The sequence below is a fragment of the Streptomyces cinereospinus genome (assembly GCF_042430725.1).
GTDB classification, from domain to species: domain Bacteria; phylum Actinomycetota; class Actinomycetes; order Streptomycetales; family Streptomycetaceae; genus Streptomyces; species Streptomyces cinereospinus.
In genome coordinates, this window is the sequence record NZ_JBHMCY010000077.1 from 1 (window position 1) to 17,869 (window position 17,869).

11 protein-coding genes are annotated in these 17,869 nt (G+C 74.1%); 3 read left to right on the forward strand and 8 right to left on the reverse strand.

Annotation, left to right across the window (positions count from 1 at the left end; all coding sequences use genetic code 11):
* Nucleotides 1-254: 254 nt before the first annotated feature.
* The 5 genes from ACFF45_RS29410 to ACFF45_RS29430 all read right to left on the reverse strand — a co-directional run bounded on the left by ACFF45_RS29410 (nucleotide 255) and on the right by ACFF45_RS29430 (nucleotide 10,107).
* Entirely contained in the window at nucleotides 255-4,532 is a 4,278-nt protein-coding gene (locus ACFF45_RS29410; RefSeq protein WP_381349731.1) for a HAMP domain-containing protein, read from the reverse strand.
* Between the two features lie 223 nt (nucleotides 4,533-4,755).
* The gene (gene dnaK / locus ACFF45_RS29415) at nucleotides 4,756-6,636 is read right to left on the reverse strand and encodes a molecular chaperone DnaK (protein ID WP_381349732.1); all 1,881 of its coding nucleotides are present in this window, start codon (nucleotides 6,634-6,636) and stop codon (nucleotides 4,756-4,758) included.
* Nucleotides 6,637-6,834: 198 nt separating this feature from the next.
* On the reverse strand, nucleotides 6,835-7,260 hold the full coding sequence (locus ACFF45_RS29420) for an OsmC family protein (protein WP_381349733.1): 426 nt from the start codon (nucleotides 7,258-7,260) through the stop codon (nucleotides 6,835-6,837).
* A gap of 207 nt (nucleotides 7,261-7,467) precedes the next feature.
* Nucleotides 7,468-9,612 (reverse strand): phage holin family protein, encoded by a 2,145-nt coding sequence (locus ACFF45_RS29425; RefSeq protein ID WP_381349734.1) that lies wholly within the window; start codon nucleotides 9,610-9,612, stop codon nucleotides 7,468-7,470.
* Nucleotides 9,613-9,705: 93 nt separating this feature from the next.
* Nucleotides 9,706-10,107, reverse strand: a complete 402-nt coding sequence (locus ACFF45_RS29430) for a hypothetical protein (RefSeq protein ID WP_381349735.1) — start codon at nucleotides 10,105-10,107, stop codon at nucleotides 9,706-9,708.
* Nucleotides 10,108-10,189: 82 nt separating this feature from the next.
* Between ACFF45_RS29430 and ACFF45_RS29435 the strand changes: the two genes are divergently transcribed.
* Nucleotides 10,190-10,963 carry an MBL fold metallo-hydrolase gene (locus ACFF45_RS29435; protein ID WP_381349736.1) on the forward strand — a complete coding sequence of 258 codons (774 nt, stop codon included), beginning with the start codon at nucleotides 10,190-10,192 and terminating at the stop codon, nucleotides 10,961-10,963.
* Nucleotides 10,960-11,586 carry a DedA family protein gene (locus ACFF45_RS29440; RefSeq protein ID WP_381349737.1) on the forward strand — a complete coding sequence of 209 codons (627 nt, stop codon included), beginning with the start codon at nucleotides 10,960-10,962 and terminating at the stop codon, nucleotides 11,584-11,586. Before ACFF45_RS29435 ends, ACFF45_RS29440 begins: the two co-directional genes overlap by 4 nt.
* Before the next feature lie 482 nt (nucleotides 11,587-12,068).
* Here ACFF45_RS29440 and ACFF45_RS29445 read toward each other — a convergent pair whose 3' ends face one another.
* The 3 genes from ACFF45_RS29445 to ACFF45_RS29455 all read right to left on the reverse strand — a co-directional run bounded on the left by ACFF45_RS29445 (nucleotide 12,069) and on the right by ACFF45_RS29455 (nucleotide 15,683).
* The gene (locus tag ACFF45_RS29445) at nucleotides 12,069-13,166 is read right to left on the reverse strand and encodes an MBL fold metallo-hydrolase (RefSeq protein WP_381349738.1); all 1,098 of its coding nucleotides are present in this window, start codon (nucleotides 13,164-13,166) and stop codon (nucleotides 12,069-12,071) included.
* Nucleotides 13,163-14,410: an aminotransferase class I/II-fold pyridoxal phosphate-dependent enzyme gene (locus ACFF45_RS29450; RefSeq protein ID WP_381349739.1), complete on the reverse strand. Its 1,248-nt coding sequence runs from the start codon at nucleotides 14,408-14,410 to the stop codon at nucleotides 13,163-13,165. The genes ACFF45_RS29445 and ACFF45_RS29450 overlap by 4 nt, the downstream gene beginning before the upstream one ends.
* Before the next feature lie 466 nt (nucleotides 14,411-14,876).
* Nucleotides 14,877-15,683, reverse strand: coding sequence for an RNA polymerase sigma factor SigF (locus tag ACFF45_RS29455; protein ID WP_381349740.1), 807 nt, complete (start codon nucleotides 15,681-15,683; stop codon nucleotides 14,877-14,879).
* A 252-nt stretch (nucleotides 15,684-15,935) separates the two neighbouring features.
* Here ACFF45_RS29455 and ACFF45_RS29460 point away from each other — a divergent pair, with 252 nt between their 5' ends.
* Complete coding sequence (locus ACFF45_RS29460) at nucleotides 15,936-17,744, forward strand: thiamine pyrophosphate-requiring protein (RefSeq protein WP_381349741.1); 1,809 nt, start codon at nucleotides 15,936-15,938, stop codon at nucleotides 17,742-17,744.
* The last annotated feature ends 125 nt before the right edge of the window (nucleotides 17,745-17,869 follow it).

The following is a 17,869-nucleotide window of genomic DNA, read 5'->3' on the forward strand; positions in this document are numbered from 1 at the left end:
CGTGCGGGCCGCCCGGCGCGTCCGGCGGTCCGGGGAGGGCGAGGTGCGGCCCGCCGGTGAGCCGGGCCGACGGGTCCGGTGCGCCCGGACCGGCCGGCCGCGGCCGGGGTGCGGTGTCCGGCTGGTCGGAGGGACGGCCGGAGGGGTGGTCGGGCGTGCTCACGATGGGGATGCTCCTCGGCGGGACGCTCCTGGGGCGCGGACGGTCGGGCCGGGCCCGCCCCGGCGGGGTGCGGGGGCGGACCGGGGCGCGCTCACGGGGCCAGCCAGCGTCGGACGCAGGCGATCAGGTCGTGGGTGTCGACGGGCTTGGTGACGTAGTCGCTCGCCCCCGACGCCAGGGACTTCTCCCGGTCACCGGGCATCGCCTTGGCGGTGACGGCGATGATGGGCAGCTCGGCGTACTGGGGCATGGCGCGGATCTCGGCCGTGGCGGTGTAGCCGTCCATCTCGGGCATCATCACGTCCATCAGCACCAGGGCGATGTCCTGGTTGCCGATCAGCGTCTCGATGCCCTTGCGGCCGTCCTCCGCGTGCAGCACCCGGAAGCCGTGCAGCTCCAGGATGCCGCTGAGCGCGAAGAGGTTGCGCGCGTCGTCGTCGACGACCAGCACGGTGCGGCCGGTGAAGGAGTCGTCGACCACGTGCGACGTGAGGTTCTGCGGCTCCTCGTTCCGGACCAGGGACAGCACCTCGCCGGGCTCCTCGGCGGACAGGTGCAGGGCGATGCGCTCGCGCAGCTCGTCGAGGCTGGAGAGGAACTCCAGGGCCCCGTCGTCGGCGTGGGAGCGCAGCGCCTCCGCCCGCGCCACGTCCGGGCGGTGGCTGCTGTGCACCAGGACCGGCACGTCGGCGAGGGCCGAGTCGCCCTGGAGCGCCTCCAGGAACCGGGCGGCCTCGCCGTCGGGCATGTCCAGGTCCAGCACCACGCCGTGGCACGGTTCGGCGGCCAGTGCCCCGGCCGCCTCCTGGGCGCTGATCGCGGTGATCAGGTCCATGTCGGGCCGCGGTACGGCGTCCTCCGAACTGTGCCGTGCCACGTCCGCGACGACGCTCTCGGCGACGAGGGTGAGCAGCCCGCGGGGCCGCTCCTCCACGACGAGCAGCCGGCGCCGGCGCCGGCGCCGTCCGGCCGGGCCGGGGCGCGGGGCGGCGGGGGCGTCGACGGCGGTCTCCACGGCGGGCAGTTCCGCCGGCTTCTCCGCGGGCCGGCCCGCCAGCTGGGCGAAGTCGGGCCGGGCCACCGGCAGGTACAGCGTGAAGGTGCTGCCCCGGCCCGGCGCGCTGTCCACGGTGACCGCGCCGCCGAGCAGGTGGGCGATCTCCCGGGTGATGGACAGCCCGAGGCCCGTGCCGCCGTACTTGCGGCTGGTGGTGCCGTCCGCCTGCTGGAAGGCGCCGAAGATGGACTCCAGCTGCTGCTCCTGGATGCCGATGCCGGTGTCCTTCACGTGGAACGCCACGACGGCGCCGCCCTTGATCACCTTCTCGGGCACCTCGTCCTCGGCGGCCGGCTGGATGAGCAGCTCGACGCCGCCCTGCTCGGTGAACTTCACCGCGTTCGACAGCAGGTTGCGCAGCACCTGGCGCAGCCGGGAGTCGTCGGTGAGCAGGTCCGCGGGCGCGCCGGCCGCGGTCGTCACCGTGAAGTCCAGGCCCTTCTGCGTCGTCATCGGCCGGAAGGTGGCCTCCACGTACTCGATGAGCTGGCGCAGCGACACCCGCTCCGGGGAGACGTCCATCTTCCCGGCCTCGACCTTCGACAGGTCGAGGATGTCGTTGATCAGCTGGAGCAGGTCGGAGCCGGCGGAGTGGATGATGCCCGCGTACTCGACCTGCTTCTGCGTGAGGTTGCGCGAGGGGTTCTGGGCGAGCAGCTGGGCGAGGATGAGCAGGCTGTTGAGCGGGGTGCGCAGCTCGTGGCTCATGTTCGCCAGGAACTCGGACTTGTACTTGGAGGCCAGCGCCAGCTGCTGCGCCCGGGCCTCCAGTTCCTGCCGGGCCTGCTCGATCTGGAGGTTCTTGCCCTCGATGTCGCGGTTCTGCGCCGCGAGCAGCGAGGCCTTCTCCTCCAGTTCGGCGTTGGAGCGCTGGAGCTCCTCCTGCTGCGCCTGCAACTCGGCCGAGCGGACCTGGAGTTCGGCCGTCAGGCGCTGCGACTCGCCGAGCAGCTCGTCGGTGCGGGCGTTGGCCACGATGGTGTTGACGTTGACGCCGGTCGTCTCCCGGAGCTGTTCCAGCAGGTCCCGGTGGATCGGGGTGAAGGCGGTGACGGACGCCAGCTCGATGACGCCGAGGACCTGGTCCTCGAAGAGGATCGGCAGCAGCATCAGCGCGCTCGGCACGGTCTGGCCGAGCCCGGAGGAGATGGTGACGTAGTCCGGCGGCAGCTGGTCGACCACGATCGTCCGGCGGCTGCGGGCGGCCTGGCCGACCAGGGAGCGGCCGAAGGGGATGCGGGCCGGCCGCGCGTCGTCCTCGGGGCGGCCGTAGGAGCCGACGAGCCGCAGCTCGGGACCGTCCGCGCCGTCCTCGGCGAGGTAGAACGCGCCGTACTGGGCGGACACCAGCGGCACCAGCTCGTCCATGATCAGTTCAGCGACGACGGGCAGGTCGCGGTGGCCCTGCATGAGGCCGGCGATCCGCGCCAGATTGGTCTTGAGCCAGTCCTGCTCCTGGTTGGCGCGGGTGGTCTCGCGCAGGGACTCCACCATGGAGTTGATGTTGTCCTTGAGCTCGGCGACCTCGCCGGAGGCCTCCACGGTGATCGACCGGGTCAGGTCGCCCTCGGCGACGGCGCTGGCCACCTCGGCGATGGCGCGGACCTGGCGGGTCAGGTTGCCCGCCAGCTCGTTGACGTTCTCGGTCAGCCGCTTCCAGGTGCCCGAGACGCCCTCCACCTCGGCCTGGCCGCCGAGGCGGCCCTCGGTGCCGACCTCGCGGGCCACGCGGGTGACCTCGTCGGCGAACGCGGAGAGCTGGTCGACCATCGTGTTGATGGTGGTCTTCAGCTCCAGGATCTCGCCGCGCGCGTCGACGTCGATCTTCTTCGACAGGTCACCGCGGGCCACCGCCGTGGTGACCAGGGCGATGTTGCGCACCTGGCCGGTGAGGTTGTTGGCCATCGAGTTGACGTTGTCGGTGAGGTCCTTCCAGGTGCCCGCCACGTTCGGCACCTGGGCCTGGCCGCCGAGCCGGCCCTCGGTGCCGACCTCGCGGGCCACGCGCGTGACCTCGTCGGCGAACGCCGAGAGGGTGTCCACCATCGTGTTGATGACGTCCGCCAGGGCGGCGACCTCGCCCTTGGCCTCGACCGTGATCTTCTGCGACAGGTCACCGCGGGCGACCGCCGTGGCGACCTGGGCGATGGAGCGGACCTGGGAGGTCAGGTTCGACGCCATCACGTTGACGTTGTCGGTGAGGTCCTTCCAGGTGCCCGACACCCCGCGCACATGGGCCTGGCCGCCGAGCCGGCCCTCGGTGCCGACCTCGCGGGCGACCCGGGTGGCCTCGTCGGCGAACGCCGAGAGCTGGTCGACCATCGTGTTGATGGTGTTCTTCAGCTCCAGGATCTCGCCCCGGGCGTCCACGGTGATCTTCTGCGACAGGTCGCCCTTGGCCACCGCGGTGGCGACCTGGGCGACGTTGCGCACCTGGGAGGTCAGGTTGCCCGCCATGAAGTTCACGGAGTGGGTCAGGTCGCGCCAGGTGCCCTTGACGCCCTTGACGTCGGCCTGGCCGCCGAGCCGGCCCTCGGTGCCGACCTCGCGGGCCACCCGGGTGACCTCGTCGGCGAACGCCGAGAGCTGGTCGACCATCGTGTTGATGGTGTTCTTCAGCTCCAGGATCTCGCCCCGGGCGTCCACGGTGATCTTCTGCGACAGGTCGCCCTTGGCCACCGCGGTCGTCACCTGGGCGACGGCGCGGACCTGGGAGGTCAGGTTGCCCGCCATCAGGTTGACCGAGTCGGTCAGGTCGCGCCAGACGCCGGCGACGCCGGGCACCTTGGCCTGGCCGCCGAGCCGGCCCTCGCTGCCGACCTCGCGGGCCACCCGCGTGACCTCGTCGGCGAACGCCGAGAGCTGGTCGACCATCGTGTTGACGGTCTCCTTCAGCTCCAGGATCTCGCCGCGCGCCGGGACGTCGATCTTCTGCGACAGGTCGCCCTTGGCCACCGCGGTCGCCACCTGGGCGATGTCCCGGACCTGGGTGGTGAGGTTGCCCGCCATGGCGTTGACCGAGTCGGTCAGGTCGGCCCAGGTGCCGGAGACGCCCGGCACCTCCGCCTGACCGCCCAGGGTGCCCTCGGTGCCCACCTCGCGGGCCACCCGGGTCACCTCGGAGGTGAACACGGACAGCTGGTCCACCATGCCGTTGAACACGGTGGCGATGTCGCCCATGAGACCGTCGGCGTCCTCGGGCAGGCGCGTGCCGAAGTCACCGTCCCGCACCGCTGTCAGCCCCGCCAGGAGCCGCCGGAGCTCCTGGTCGCCCGGCACCGTCTCGGTGACCTCGCCCGCGTTGCTGGTCATGCGCACCCTTGTTCCCCTCCCAGGGGCATTGCCGACTGTTCGTTGCTCGACGACAAATTCGCCGCAGGTTAACAGCCCGAGCGGTGCGCACAAAGTCTTCACCGAACTGCACACCACGGCATCACCTGGCCTGAAACAGACCATGGCCGCCACGTGTACCCGTTCTCCGGGGGCTCACGCACGACGTGCTCCGATTGTTCTGAGGCTCACCCGCGGCGCCCTCCTAGGCCGCCCCGCCCTTGGCGTCCTTGCCACCGGTGTCCTTGTCCTCGTCGACGATCTCCGCGTCGACCACGCCCTCCTCGTCCGGCGGCGCGGTGCGCTCCCCGGCGGCGCCCCCGGCCGGCGTCTGCTGGGCCTGCGCGTACATGGCCTGGCCGACCTTCTGGCTGACGGTGGCGAGCTTCTCCACTCCGGCGCGCAGCTCCCCGGTCTCGGCGTTGCGCTCCAGCGCCTGCTTCAGACCGGTGATCGCCGACTCGACCTCCGCCCTGGTGTCGGCCGGAACACGCTCCCCGTTGTCGCGCAGGAACTTCTCCGTCTGGTAGACGAGCTGCTCGGCCTGGTTGCGGGTCTCGGCGGCCTCGCGGTGCCTGCGGTCCTCCTCGGCGTACTGCTCGGCCTCCCGCATCATGCGGTCGATGTCGTCCTTGGGGAGGGCCGAGCCGCCGCTCACGGTCATCTTCTGCTCCCGGCCGGTGGCCAGGTCCTTGGCGGAGACGTGCATGATGCCGTTGGCGTCGATGTCGAAGGCGACCTCGATCTGCGGCACGCCGCGCGGGGCGGGAGGCAGGCCGGTGAGGTCGAAGGTGCCGAGCTTCTTGTTGTACGCGGCGATCTCGCGTTCGCCCTGGTAGACCTGGATGCCGACCGAGGGCTGGTTGTCGGTGGCGGTGGTGAAGATCTCCGCACGCCGGGTCGGGATCGTGGTGTTGCGTTCGATCAGCTTCGTCATGATGCCGCCCTTGGTCTCGATGCCCAGGGACAGCGGTGTGACGTCGAGGAGCAGGACGTCCTTGACGTCGCCGCGGATGACGCCGGCCTGCAGCGCGGCGCCGACGGCCACCACCTCGTCGGGGTTGACGCCCTTGTGCGGGTCCTTGCCGGTGAGGTCCCGGACCAGGTCGGTGACGGCGGGCATCCGGGTGGAGCCGCCGACGAGGATGACGTGGTCGATCGCGGCGAGCTTGACGCCGGCGTCCTTGACCGCCTGGTGGAAGGGCCTCGTGCAGCGGTCCAGCAGGTCGGCGGTGAGCTCCTGGAACTGGGCGCGGGTGAGCTTCTCCTCCAGGTGCAGCGGGCCTTCCGCGGAGGCGGTGATGTACGGCAGGTTGACCGACGTCTCCGAGGAGCTGGACAGCTCGATCTTGGCCTTCTCGGCGCCCTCGCGGAGCCGTTGCAGCGCCATCTTGTCGCCGCCGAGGTCGATGCCGTACTGCCCCTTGAAGCGCTTGACCAGGTACTCGACGATCCGCTGGTCCCAGTCGTCGCCGCCGAGGTGGGTGTCGCCGTTGGTGGCCTTGACCTCGATCACGCCGTCGCCGATCTCCAGCAGCGAGACGTCGAAGGTGCCGCCGCCGAGGTCGAAGACGAGGACGGTCTGCTCCTCGCCCCGGTCCAGGCCGTAGGCGAGGGCGGCGGCGGTGGGCTCGTTGATGATCCGCAGCACCTTCAGGCCGGCGATCTCCCCGGCCTCCTTGGTCGCCTGCCGCTGGGCGTCGTCGAAGTAGGCGGGCACGGTGATCACCGCGTCCGTGACGTCCTCCCCGAGGTACGCCTCGGCGTCCCTCTTCAGCTTCTGCAGCACCCGCGCCGAGAGCTCCTGGGCCCGGTAGCGGGTGCCGTCCACGGAACCCTGCTCGGGGAAGCGCCAGTGCGCGTCGCCCATGTGCCGCTTGACGGAGCGCGCGGTGCGCTCGACGTTGGTCACGGCCTGCCGCTTGGCGACCTCGCCGACGAGCACCTCGCCGTTCTTGGCGAAGGCCACGACCGACGGTGTGGTCCTGGCCCCCTCCGCGTTGGCGACGACGGTGGGCTCGCCGCCCTCCAGGACGGCCACCACCGAGTTCGTGGTCCCGAGATCGATACCGACCGCGCGTGCCATCGCTGTCCCCTTCCGCCCGGAAGCTTCCTCAAGTCCAGCACAAAACTTGAGCGGGCTCTTGTCAATGGGGACCTGCGGCCATCGAGGGACGTACCCGGGGAGAGACGCGATCGGTCGGCACCGGCGCACACCGGCGCACACGGTCCGCACGGCGCAGGCCGCCCGCGGAGGGACGGCCTGCGCCGGACACGGTGGGCCTCAGGCGAGCTTCGCCGTCAGCGTGATCGGAACGGCCTTCAGGGCCTGGCTGACGGGGCAGTTGGCCTTGGCGTCCTCGGCGGCGGCGACGAAGGCGTCCTCGTCCAGGCCGGGGACGGTGCCCTCGACGCTGAGGGCGATGCCGGTGATGCCTTCACCCGGCTGGAAGGTCACGTCGGCCGAGGTGACGAGCTTGGTGGGCGGGGTGCCGGCACCGGCCAGGCCGTGCGACAGCGCCATGGAGAAGCAGCTGGAGTGGGCGGCGGCGATCAGCTCCTCGGGGCTGGTCTTGCCGTTCGCCTGCTCGGCGCGCGACGGCCACGACACCGGCTGCCCGCCGATACCGGATGAGTCGAAGGTGACGACGCCGTTGCCCTCGAGCAGGTTGCCTTCCCACACGGTGTGCGCGGAGCGCGTGGTTGCCACGGTGTTCCTTTCGCCTGCGGTCGATGCGCCCCGTTGCCGGGGCTTGCGGCCCCTATCCGATCACATTCCCGCTCACCGCACGCGGAACACCGGCCCACGTGCGGTGAACGGGAGGCGGGCGCCCCGGGGAATCGGATACATACGCGTGCTCGCGCCGCACCCGCAGCACGGCGCCCATGGTCGGGCATGGTCCGGCATCCCGCCACATCACACGATATTGCCCTGTGCGGGCTGGTCGGGCACCGCAGAAGGTGTGGCGTCGCGGGCCGTGCGCCGGGAATCGTCCAGCGGCACCTGGGGCCCGGAGCACTCCCGCAGCCAGCGGCGCAGCACCCGGTGGACGTGCTCCGCGCCGGCCAGTTCCGAGCCGTCCGCCACCGGCGCGGACAGCGCGAGCGGGGACAGCAGGAAGGGGCGGCCCTGCCGGCCGCCGAGCCCGCCGTGCGAGCCGATCTGCTCCTCGAAGGCGAGCACCTCGCCGTCGGCCGGGTCGTGGAAGGAGTTGACCATGATGTCGGCGGCGTGCGGGAAGGAGTGCGTCCGCCGGACGGCCGCGGCGGCGCCGGGCCCGAACCCGGCGAGCGGCCCGGTGTCGCCGTCGTCGAGCGCCTGCACCGGGACCTCGGCCCCGTTCGCGCCGAGCACCACGCCGCCGTGCTCCTCGCTGCGCACCAGGAGGAAGCCGACGCCGGGGTGGTTGGCGAGGGTCGGCAGCAGCGCCGGGTGGCGGGCGTCGATCTCCTCCCGGCTCATCCGGTGCGGCACGTCCGGGAAGGAGATCAGGCCGAGGTTGCCGGAGGCGAGCACGATCGGCTCCGAGCGGCGCGAGGGGCGGTACCGCTCGTGCTCCTCCTCCACCGGCCTGCGCAGCGCGGCCCGGACGGCCGCGCGGGCCTCCGCGCCGCTGCGGGTGCGCTCCGCCCGGCGCGGCACCGGCAGCCCGCAGCCGGCCCGGACCAGGTCGCCGAGGGTGAGGCCGTAGCGGGCGCGGAAGGTCTCGCCGGGACTCTGGCCGTGGTCGGACAGGACGACGATCCGGTACGGGCGGGGGGCGTGCTCGGCGACCTTCTCGATCAGCGCGAGCGCCCGGTCGAGGCGTTCGAGGACCTTCTCGGCGTCCCGGCTCATCGGCCCGGAGTGGTGCGCCACCTCGTCGTACGCCACCAGGTCGGCGTAGACGGCGGCGCGCCCGGCGAGCAGGTCGCCCATCACGGCGGCGACCACGACGTCGCGTTCGACGACGGTCGCGAAGGCGCGGACGAGGGGGTAGAGGCCGCCGCGGGAGACCCGGGGGCGGACCTTGCGCATCCGGGCCCGGGTGGACTGGGCGATCTCGCGGCCGGCCTCGGCGACGAAGGACAGGGCGGTGCGCACGGCGTTGGCCGGGTCGGAGAAGTAGGCGAAGTAGCCGGCGCGGGAGCGGGTCTCGCGGCTGCGCCGCCGGGTGGCGATGGACAGCACCAGGGCCTGCTCGTCGGCGCCGCCGCTGAACAGGTTGCCGCGGCTGGCGCCGTCCACGGTGAGCAGCCCGCCGTCACCGGTGCGCTCGACGGCGCGGCGCTGGAGCTCGGCGGCGCTGGTCGGGCGGTTGCTGACCATCACCTCCCGGGTGTCCTTCTCGTACCAGCGGAACGCCGGCACGTCGAAGGTGCTGCCGTGCAGGATGCCCAGCTGGCTGGCGCCGGTCTGGCTGGACCAGTCGGTGCGCCAGGGGGTGAGGCGGTGGGTGGCGTTGCCGGGCCCGGCGGCCGATCCGTAGCCGAGCCAGCGCGAGACGGTGGGCATCAGTCCCTTGCCGACGGCGGCCGTCAGCACGTCGTGCCCGACGCCGTCGAGCTGGACGAAGACGGTGCCCGGGGTGACCGGGCCGGGCGGCTGGGCGCGGCGGCGGCGGTCGGCGAGGCGGTACAGGCGGCGCCGGTAGGCGTCGTCGTCGCGGACGGCGAGGGCGGCGCCGGTGGCGGAGGCGACGGCGGACATCACGGCGGCGACCGCGACCGCGGTCTCCGGGTCGACGGCGCCGCGCTCGGCGGGGTTCACGCGCAGCGCCACCAGCAGCAGCGCGCCGTTGAGGAAGAACACCAGCAGCCCGAGCACGAGGGCGGGCACCAGCAGCAGCAGCCGTACCAGCAGCGGCCAGACCAGGGCGGACAGCAGACCGAAGGCGCCGGCCGCGAACGCGGCGGTCACGGCGATGGTGGTGGGGCTGTCGCCGTCGGGGCTCTGCAACTGGAAGTCGGGCAGGATCCCGGCGAGCACCAGCATGGTGACCGTGCTGACGGCCCACACCGCGGCGCTCCGCCCCGCCTGGCTGACGAGCCGCCGCCAACGCCCTCCGAGCACGCCCCGCACACCTCACGTCCCGGCCCGCCCCCGCAGCGGGCCCGCGTCCAGCCTGTCACACCGCGGGCCGGGCCCCGGCCCGTCCCCGGGTGCGACGGACCGTCAGCGCCCGTCGCACCCGTCCCTCGGCATCGACAGCCGCCGGTGCACCCGGGCCTTCGTCTGCGCGTCGTACGACGGTCCGGCCCGCCCCACCGTCTCCACCCGCACCCCGCGCCGCGCGCACTCGGCGGTGAACTCCGCCACGTCGGACAGGGCGTTCTCCAGCACCCGGCGGCTCGGCGCCACGAAGACGTCGTGCCCGGCCCGTACGCCGTCCCACAGGGCGCAGTGGTCGGGGCGCAGCCCGCAGACCAGCAGCTGCCGGGCGACGACGTACCCCCGCTCCGCGGCCCACCGCGCGCACATCGCGTGCTGGCTGCGGGAGTCGACCAGGAAGGGCTCCGCGCCGAGTTCCTCCAGCGGCGTCAGACTGGCGATCGCCGTGACGCGTAACGCTCCCATGGCACCCCCTCACCTCCGGCTCAGGCCGCCGACCCTACTCCTGCCCGTAGGCTTCGGGGAGTCGCGCGAAGGAGGCAAAGAAGTGCCGGTGGAGATCACCTGGTGGGGGCACGCCACCTGCACGGTCGTGGACTCGAACATACGCGTGCTCACCGATCCCCTGTTCGCCCGCAGGCTCGCGCATCTGCGCCGCCGGCGCGGCGCGCTCCCCGCGCCCGACGCCCGGCGCGCCGATCTCGCGCTCGTCTCCCACCTGCACGCCGACCATCTGCACGGGCCGTCGCTGGCCCGGCTCGCGCCCGGTACGCGCCTGCTCGTGCCCCGGGGCGCACTCCGGGCGGTACCGGCGCTGCGCCGGCTCACGCATCTGCGTCCGACCGAGATGGCGCCGGGCGACGTCACCCGGGTGGCCGATCTGACCGTACGGGCCGTGTCCGCGCGGCACGACGGGCGGCGGCTGCCGGTCGGCCCGCACCGCGCTCCCGCCCTCGGCTACGTCGTCGAGGGCGAGGCCCGCACCTACTTCGCCGGGGACACCGGGCTGTTCGACACGATGGCACGGGAGGTCGGGCCGGTCGACGTGGCGCTGCTGCCGGTCGGCGGCTGGGGGCCGTACCTCGGGCACGGGCATCTGGATCCGGCGCTGGCCGCCGAGGCCCTGGTGCGGCTGGCGCCGCGCAGTGCGGTGCCGGTGCACTTCGGCACGTACTGGCCGATCGGCATGGACGCCGTGCGCCCGCACGAGTTCCACGCGCCGGGCGCGGAGTTCGTGCGCCTCGCGGCGCGGCGGGCGCCAGAGGTGGCGGTGCACCTGCTCGGGCACGGGGAGAGCGTGCGGCTGGAGGTCGCCCGGTGAGCTGGCTCGCGGCCGTCCCGTCGCCGATACCCACGGAGTCCACCCAGCAGGCGATCGGCTACCCGATGCTGTTCCTGCTGGTGCTGGCCGGGGCGCTGGTGCCGGTGGTGCCGACCGGGGCGCTGGTGAGTTCGGCGGCGGTGGTCGCCTTCCACCAGGCGGCGCCGTTCTCGCTGGCGCTGGTGTTCGTGACGGCGTCGCTGGCCGCGTTCCTCGGTGACGGCGCGCTGTACTGGCTGGGGCGGCGCGGCCTCACGTCGAAGAACGGCTCGCGCTGGCTGGCGGCGATCCGCGCGCGGGCACCGGAGGACCGGCTGGCGCAGGCGCAGGAGAAGCTCGCCGCGCACGGGGTGGCGGTGCTGGTGCTGTCCCGGCTGGTGCCGGCCGGGCGGCTGCCGGTGATGCTGGCGTGCCTGCTGGCGAAGTGGCCGCTGCGGCGGTTCGCCCGGGGGAACCTGCCGGCCTGCCTGGCGTGGGCGGTGACCTACCAGCTGATCGGGATCCTGGGCGGGTCGCTGTTCCCCGAGCCGTGGGAGGGCGTGGTGGCGGTGGTGGCGCTGACGCTGGCCGTCAGCGCGGTGCCGAGTGTGTGGCGGCGGGTACGGGGGCGGACGGCCGGGTGAGCGGGAGCCGCGGCCCGCGGGCCCGCGGGCTGCGGGCTGCTGGCTGCGGGCTGCTGGCTGCGGGCTGCTGGCTGCTGGCTGCTGGCTGCGGCCCGCAAGAGGGTTACGGGCTGCGGGAGGACCTGCGGGCCGCAGGAGAACCACAGGCCACAGGAGAACCGCAGGCCGCAGGAGAGCTGCGGGCCGCGGAGACTGCGGGCCACAGGAGAACCACAGGCCGCAGGAGAACCGCAGGCCACAAGAGAACCGCAGGCCGCGGAGACTGCGGGCCACAGGAGAACCACAGGCCACAGGAGAGCTGCGGGCCGCGGAGACTGCGGGCCGCAGGAGAACCGCAGGCCACGGGAAAACTGCGGGCCGCAGGAGAACCGCAGGCCGCGGAGACTGCGGGCCGCGGGAGAGCCTCAGGCCGCGGGAGGCTGCGGCCCGCAGGAGAGCGGCGGGCGCTGGGGGCTGATCGTGCGGTTCCCCGCGCCCCTCGTTCAGGGCGCGTCGCTCTCCAGGACCCTCGACGCCCCCACCGGCAGGTCCCACAGGTCCTCGCGGTCCCGGCCCGCCTTCTCCCAGGCCGTCCGCACCCGGGTGAGGGGTTCCAGGACCGGCTCGGCGGAGAGCACGAACGTCCCCCAGTGCATCGGGGCCATCCGCCGCGCGCCGAGGTCCTCCACCGCCCGCACCGCCTCCTCCGGGTCGCAGTGCACGTCCCTGAGCCACCAGCGCGGGTCGTAGGCGCCGACCGGCATCAGCGCCAGGTCGATGCCGGGGTAGCGGCGGCCGATGCGGGTGAACCAGTGGCCGTAGCCGGTGTCGCCGGCGAAGTACACCCGCCTGCCGTCGGGGTCGGTGAGCACCCAGCCGCCCCACAGGGTGCGGCAGGTGTCGGTCAGGGTGCGCTTGGACCAGTGGTGGGCCGGGACGAAGTCGAAGCGCACCCCGTCCAGTGCGGCCGCCTCCCACCAGTCCAGCTCGGTGACCCGGGTGAACCGGCGGCGCTGGAACCAGCGGCCCAGCCCGGCCGGGACGAACACCGGTGTGTCGCGCGGCAGCCGGCGCAGCGTGGGGGCGTCCAGGTGGTCGTAGTGGTTGTGGCTGACGACCACCGCGTCGACGCGCGGCAGCCGGTCCCAAGGGACGCCGACCGGTGTGATCCGGGCCGGGGTGCCGAGGATGCGGCGGGACCAGACCGGGTCGGTGAGCACGGTGAGCCCGCCCACGCGCAGCACCCAACTGGCGTGTCCGGCCCAGGTGACGGCGAGCGTGCGGGCGTCGACGCGGGGCAGCGGGCCGGGCTCGAAGGGCAGCCGGGGAATGTCGGCGAGGCCTTCGCGGCCCGGCCGTACGGCGCCCTCGCGGGCGAACCGGGCGAGGGCCTTGAGGCCGGGCAGCGGGGCGGTCAGCCGGTCGTGGAACGTCCGGGGCCACACGCGCCGCTCGCCCAGCGGGCGGGGTTCGGCGAGCGGCGGGTACGGCGGCTGCGGCGGCGCGAGCGGCGGCGCCGCCGCAGCCGCCGGTGTCCTGCACGCCGGATCGTCGGCCTCCTGGGCGGGCGTGCTCGTGGTCGACTCGGACCGCTGCGTCATCGAGGAGGCTCCCGTCGGTGAGCGTCGTCACGGAGATCGTCGAAGACCGACTTCAGGGTGGTCAGCGCACGGGCCACGGGCGGCAGCTCCAGCGGCGCGGGTGCGTCCAGGCACTGCGCGCGTTCGGCGTCGGTGCCGCCCAGCAGCGGGCCGGTGGACAGCCGGACGCGCAGCGCGTCCAGGTCGTCGCCGAAGCGGTGGCCGCCGGGTGCGGGCATGCCGAGCCGGGCGGCGAGGAAGTCCTCCAGCTCCTGCGCGTCCGACACGCCGTGGGCGGCGAGCCCGGACCGCAGCGGGCCCAGGTCGACGTAGAGGTGCCGGCCGGCCTGCGGCGGCGGGCAGAGGGCGCCCGCGGCGACCACGGCGTGGTGCGCGGCCCCGGCCACGCGCGCGTGCAGGCGCACGACGGCGTCCACGTGGCGGCCGAGCGGCTCGGGCTCGTCCAGCGCGTAGGCGGCCGCGGCGGCGACCGGCCCGGCGACCCGCGCGTCGAGCGCGGTCAGCACGTCCAGGACGCGCGCGTGCAGCCCGTCCCCGGCCGCGCCCTCGGGGAAGCGGGCGACGGCGGCGGGCCAGCCGGGCGGCAGCAGGGCGCCGGCCAGGTCGGTCACGACGGTGACCCTGTCGTGCAGCATCTCCGCCGGGCTGAGCAGCACCGTGTCGTGCGCGGCGTGCAGGGTGTCCCGCCAGGTCTCGTCGCTGACCAGGTGCAGCCCCTCGCCGGTGGCGGCCTCGACGGTCTCGTGCAGCAGTTCGGGCGGCGCCACCGTCGCCGTGGGGTCGTCGGCCACGGACAGCACCAGCAGCCGCGGGTCCCCGCCCTCGGCGCGCACCCGGCGCACGGTCTCCAGCAGGGCGTACGGATCCGGCACACCCCCGCACTCGGCGGCCGTGGGCACGTGGAACACCGGCCGGCCCAGCAGCCGGGCGTACGGCGCCCACCAGGCCGCGCAGGGCCGCGGCACCAGAACGTCGCCGCCGAGCGCCGCGGTCAGCGCCAGCAGCAGCGCGGGCGCCCCGGGGGCGGCCACCGCCCGCTCCGGGCCGGCGGCCAGCCCGCGCCGCTCCCAGTAGCCGCAGGCCGCGGTCAGCAGCGCCGTGCCGCCGCCGACCGGCTCACCGGCGGCGCGGCCCGCCGCGGCGGCCAGCGCGTCGGACAGCTCCGGCAGCACGGGCAGCCCGTCGTCGGGCAGGGGCGGCCCGTAGCGGACGGGGCCGTGGCCCTCCGGTTCCGTCCCCCGCATGCCCACCTCCGCGCAGTCCTGGTGCCGTTTCCGGTGCCGTGCCGTGACGCCCTGGGGCCGGGTCCGGTCGTCGGACGGTGCCTGGCGCGTGCGGTGCCGGTCGTGCTCTCGCGCTCTGCGTACCCAGCCGGCCCCCGCCTCAGGCGTCCCCCCGGCGTGTGCCCGCGCCGCGGCCGGGGCCCGGCGGCACCGGGCGCCCCCGCGATCGGCGGGCCGCCGGGCCGGGCGGCGGCGGGCGCCACCTCCGTGGCCGGCTCCGCCGACCCCGCGGGAACGGTTCCGGCCATGAGGGCGACGGACAGGACAGGGGCGCTGCGGCGCATGGGGCGGCTCCTTGGGCCGACGACGTGGGGCGCGAGGCCGCGCCCCACTGCCATCACAGCCCGCGGCCGGCGCCGCCGCCCGCGCCCGGGGCCCATCGGGGGAACCGCCCACCCGACCAGGTGAACTCGCCCGGCGGCGACCGCTACGCGGTGGCGTCCCGCAGGACCTCCTCCCGGACCCGGTGGCACGACCGGTTGATCAGCCGGGACACGTGCATCTGCGAGATCCCCAGCTGCTCGGCGATCCGGCTCTGCGTCATGTCGCGGAAGAACCGCATGTAGAGGATGGCCCGCTCCCGCTCCGGCAGCGCCGCCAGCCGGGGCCTGACCGCCGCCCGGTCCACCACCGTGTCCAGCGCGGGATCGGCGGCCCCGAGCGTGTCACCGAGCGCGTACCCGTCCGTGCCGCCCGGCAGCTCCGCGTCGAGGGAGAGCGCGCTGAGGCTCTCCAGCGCCTCCAGCCCGGCCCGTACGTCCTCCTCGCTCAGGCCGGCCTGCTCGGCGATCTCGGCCACGCCCGGCTGCCCCCCGGAGCCGGCCCGGTCGCCCGCGGACAGTTCCTGCACGGCGGCGCGCACCCGGCTGCGCAGGTCCTGCACCCGCCGCGGCACGTGCAGGGTCCACAGGTGGTCCCGGAAATGCCGCTTGATCTCGCCGGTGATCGTCGGCACGGCATAGCTTTCGAAGGCGTGACCGCGCGCGGGGTCGTACCGGTCGACGGCCTTCACCAGTCCGAGGGCGGCGACCTGGCGCAGGTCCTCGTGGCTCTCGCCGCGGCTGCGGAACCGGCCGGCCAGCCGATCCGCCATGGGCAGCCAGGCCTCGACGACCTCGTCGCGGAGCGCGTCGCGCTCGGGCCCGGCGGGCAGCGCGGCGAGCCGGCGGAAGGCGCCGGCGGTGTCGGGGGCGTCGTCGTGCGGGTGGTGCTTCGCGCTCGCTGAGATTCGCATGGTGCGTCGCAACTCCCTTGATGTGCTTCGGGTTGGACGGTCACCGTGGGCGCGCGCACCGGGCGGGACGGAGGTGCTTGAGGCCGGTGGGGCCGCTCCCACGGAGGTGCCTCCGGTCCGAAGCACTGTCCGCGCGCCTGCCCCGGGCCCCTGGGCGCAAACGCCCGCGGCGGGGTTTTCCCCCGGCGCCGGGGGTGACTCGTAGCGGGTGCCGCCCGAGTCGTTCCCTCGTTCCGTCCTGGAGGTCACTCCATGAGCACCACGGTTGCCGACCACGTCCTGCAGCGACTGCGCGAGTGGGGGGTGGAGCAGGTCTTCGGCTACCCCGGCGACGGGATCAACGGCCTGCTCGCCGCCTGGGGCCGCGCCGAGGACCGGCCGCGCTTCGTCCAGTCCCGGCACGAGGAGATGTCGGCGTTCCAGGCGGTCGGCTACGCCAAGTTCAGCGGCCGTCTCGGGGTGTGCGCGGCGACGTCGGGTCCCGGTGCGATCCACCTGCTCAACGGGTTGTACGACGCCAAGCTCGACCACGTGCCGGTGCTGGCGATCGTCGGCCAGACGCACCGCACCGCGATGGGCGGCTCCTACCAGCAGGAGGTGGACCTGCACTCGCTGTTCAAGGACGTCGCCTCCGACTTCCTGGAGACGGTGACGGTGCCCGAGCAGCTGCCGAACGTACTGGACCGGGCGATCCGCACCGCGTACGCGCGCCGCGCCCCCACGGCGGTCATCATCCCCGGGGACGTGCAGGAGCTGGACTACGCGCCGCCGACGCACGAGTTCAAGATGGTGCCCTCCAGCCTGGACCGCAGCGCCTGGACGGCGATCCCCTCCGAGGAGTCGCTGCACCGCGCCGCGGAGGTGCTCAACTCCGGTGACAAGGTGGCGATCCTGGTCGGCCAGGGCGCCTCGGGGGCGCGGGCGGAGGTGGAGCGGACCGCCGAACTGCTCGGCGCGGGCGTCGCCAAGGCGCTGCTGGGCAAGGACGCGCTGAGCGACGAACTGCCCTACGTCACCGGCTCGATCGGGCTGCTGGGCACCCGCCCGTCGTACGAGCTGATGCGCGACTGCGACACGCTGCTGACCATCGGCTCGTCGTTCCCCTACTCGCAGTTCCTGCCGGAGTTCGGCAAGGCGCGCGGGGTGCAGATCGACATCGACCCGCACATGGTCGGCATGCGCTACCCGTACGAGGTGAACCTGGTCGGTGACGCCCGGGAGACCCTCCAGCGGCTCGTCCCGCTGCTGGACGCCGACCGCGGGCGCGAGTGGTTCGAGACGGTGTGCGACAACGTGCGGCACTGGCGGGACGTGATGGAGCGCCGGGCGGGGCTGTCGGCGGACCCGATCAACCCGGAGTACGTGGCCCGGGCGCTGGACCCGCTGCTGCCGGAGAACGCGATCGTCACGTCCGACTCGGGTTCGACGGCCAACTGGTACGCCCGCCACCTGACCATGCGGGGCGGCATGCGCTCCTCGCTGTCCGGGACGCTGGCCACGATGGGCTGCGGGGTGCCGTACGCGATCGGCGCGAAGTTCGCCCACCCGGACCGGCCCGCGATCGCGCTGGTCGGCGACGGGGCGATGCAGATGAACGGGCTGGCGGAGCTGATCACGGCGGCGAAGTACCGGGACCGGTGGCAGGACCCGCGGCTGGTGGTCGCCGTGTGGAACAACCATGACCTGAACCAGGTGACCTGGGAGATGCGGGCCATGGGCGGCGCGCCGTCGTTCCTGCCCTCGCAGGAGCTGCCGGACGTGCAGTACGCCGCCTTCGCCCGCTCGCTCGGCCTGACCGGCGTCCGGGTGGAGAAGCCGGAGGACGTGGAGGCGGGCTGGCGGGCCGGGCTGGCGGCCGACGGTCCGGCGGTGATCGAGTTCCTGACCGACCCGGCGGTGCCGCCGATCCCGCCGCACGCGACCTGGGAGCAGATGGAGGCGACGGCCGCCTCGATCCTGCGGGGCGACGCGGACCGGGGCGCCATGGTCCGGCAGGGGTTCAAGGCCAAGGTGCAGGAGTTCCTGCCGGGGCGGCATCACGGGCAGGGGCAGGACGACTGACGGCACACCCGGTGACGGCACGGCGAGCGCGGGCGCGACAGCCGACCCACGCCCGGCGACGGCCCGGCGGGCACGACGAGCACCGCCGGCACGACGGGCGACGGCCCGGCGGGCACGACGAGCAC

Coding starts and splice junctions, on each gene's coding strand:
- ACFF45_RS29430 (WP_381349735.1), bottom strand. CDS start 10,107: ATGGGAGCGTTACGCGTCACGGCGATCGCCAGTCTGACGCCGCTGGAG.
- ACFF45_RS29455 (WP_381349740.1), bottom strand. CDS start 15,683: ATGCGAATCTCAGCGAGCGCGAAGCACCACCCGCACGACGACGCCCCC.
- ACFF45_RS29460 (WP_381349741.1), top strand. CDS start 15,936: ATGAGCACCACGGTTGCCGACCACGTCCTGCAGCGACTGCGCGAGTGG.
- ACFF45_RS29410 (WP_381349731.1), bottom strand. CDS start 4,532: ATGACCAGCAACGCGGGCGAGGTCACCGAGACGGTGCCGGGCGACCAG.
- ACFF45_RS29445 (WP_381349738.1), bottom strand. CDS start 13,166: ATGACGCAGCGGTCCGAGTCGACCACGAGCACGCCCGCCCAGGAGGCC.
- ACFF45_RS29450 (WP_381349739.1), bottom strand. CDS start 14,410: ATGCGGGGGACGGAACCGGAGGGCCACGGCCCCGTCCGCTACGGGCCG.
- dnaK (WP_381349732.1), bottom strand. CDS start 6,636: ATGGCACGCGCGGTCGGTATCGATCTCGGGACCACGAACTCGGTGGTG.